Here is a 1,855-nt window from a genome sequence, read left to right on the forward strand (position 1 = left end):
GACGCTGCCAATCTCCCCCCTTGAGGGGGAGATGTCCGGCAGGACAGAGGGGGGCAACGCTTGATACCAACCTTCGGCTCTTACCATCTCGCCAATGTTCGCCTTCATCGCTCACTGGCACCAGGCCTTTCCGCGCCCTTCGATGCTGACGGCTTCGGGCTTGCCGACATCGCTGTGGCCGACGGGAAGATTTCCAGCATCACCGCGCATGGCCGATCCGCCGATGCGATTGACCTCGCCGGCCGTATAATCCTGCCATGCTTCGTCGACTGCCACACGCATATCGACAAGGGCCATATCTGGCCGCGAAAGCCCAATCCTGACGGCACGTTCATGGGCGCGTTGAATGCCGCCGGTGCCGATCGCGTGGCACGCTGGAGCGCCGAGGATTTGGCACGGCGGATGGATTTTTCACTGCGCTGCGCCTACGCGCATGGCACCAGGGCGCTGCGCACCCACATCGACAGCGTCGCGCCGCAGGAGGAAATCTCCTGGCCAGTGTTCGAGACGATGCGCGAGGCATGGCGCGGCCGTATCGAATTGCAGGGCGCCTGTTTGCTCGGCATCGAAGGCGTGCGCGACAAAAAGTGGTTCGACAGACTGGCAAAAAGGGTTGCCGCGGCAAAGGGCGTGCTCGGTGTCGTCACCTATATGGTGCCGGACCTCGAAGAACTGCTCGACCATGTCTTCGCGCAAGCGATCAAGCATGGCCTCGATCTCGATTTCCATGCCGACGAGACCGATGATATCTCCGCCATATCGTTGAAGAAGATCGCCGAGGCCGCTCTCTGGAACGGTTTCGAAGGAAAGATCCTCGTCGGCCATTGCTGCTCGCTCGCGCGCCAGCCGGACCTCGATGTGCTCGATACGCTGGACAAGGTGGCGAAGGCCGGGCTCGCCGTCGTCTCGCTGCCGATGTGCAATCTCTATCTGCAGGACCGGCGCGGCGACCAAACCACGCCGCGCTGGCGCGGTGTGACGCTGCTGCACGAGATGAAGGCGAGGGGCATTCCGGTGGCAGTCGCTTCCGACAACACGCGTGATCCCTTCTACGCCTATGGCGATCTCGACATGCTAGAGGTCTACCGCATGGCGACGCGCATCCTGCATTTGGACCATCCGGTCGCCGACTGGCCGCAAGCGGTCACCGCGACGCCGGCCAAGGTGATGCGGCTTGATGGCTTCGGCACGCTTGCCGCCGGCGGCGATGCCGATTTCATCCTGTTCAAAGGCCGAAGCTGGACGGAATTGCTCTCGCGACCCGAATCGGATCGCATCGTGGTGCGCGGCGGCAAGGCGATCGACCGGCAATTGCCCGACTATGCCGAACTCGACGAACTGATGGTGGGATAATGGACGTTTCGGCGCTCAAACGCGATCTTGACGGGCTCAAGGTCGACGACAACCCGGCCATCGTCCAGCAGAAGAGCCGTGACTTCTACTGGTACAGCCCGGTGCTGAAGCAGCAACTGGACCATGTCACCGGCGATCTGATCGTGACGCCAAGGAATGAGACCGAACTGATACGCGTGCTTGCCGCGTGTCATTGCCATGGCGTGCCGGTGACACCGCGTGGCAGCGGCACCGGCAATTACGGCCAGGCGATGCCGCTCTCCGGCGGCGTCGTGCTCAACCTTGCCGAGATGAACGAGATCAAGTCGATCGCGCCAGGTCGCGTTGTGAGCGGACCGGGGGCGATCCTGGCCGATATCGACAAGGCGACGCGGGCGCATTCCGGGCAGGAGCTGCGGCTGTCGCCCTCCACCTACAACACCGCTTCGATCGGCGGCTTCATCGCCGGCGGTTCGGGCGGCGTCGGCTCGATCAATTTCGGCGGCCTGCGCGATTTCGGCAA

Annotated in this window: 2 protein-coding genes; both read left to right on the top strand. The window is 63.1% G+C overall.

Features of this window, described 5'->3' with window-relative positions; translation table 11 throughout:
• The first annotated feature begins 60 nt into the window (after positions 1–60).
• The gene (locus EOB49_RS33710; protein ID WP_127383485.1) at positions 61–1,353 is read left to right on the top strand and encodes a cytosine deaminase; all 1,293 of its coding nucleotides are present in this window, start codon (positions 61–63) and stop codon (positions 1,351–1,353) included.
• Positions 1,353–1,855 (top strand): FAD-binding oxidoreductase (locus tag EOB49_RS33715; protein WP_164781921.1); only part of this gene is annotated, 503 nt, incomplete at its 3' end. The genes EOB49_RS33710 and EOB49_RS33715, both read left to right, overlap by 1 nt.

The organism is Mesorhizobium sp. M7A.F.Ca.MR.148.00.0.0 (genome assembly GCF_003997735.1).
Lineage (GTDB): Bacteria > Pseudomonadota > Alphaproteobacteria > Rhizobiales > Rhizobiaceae > Mesorhizobium.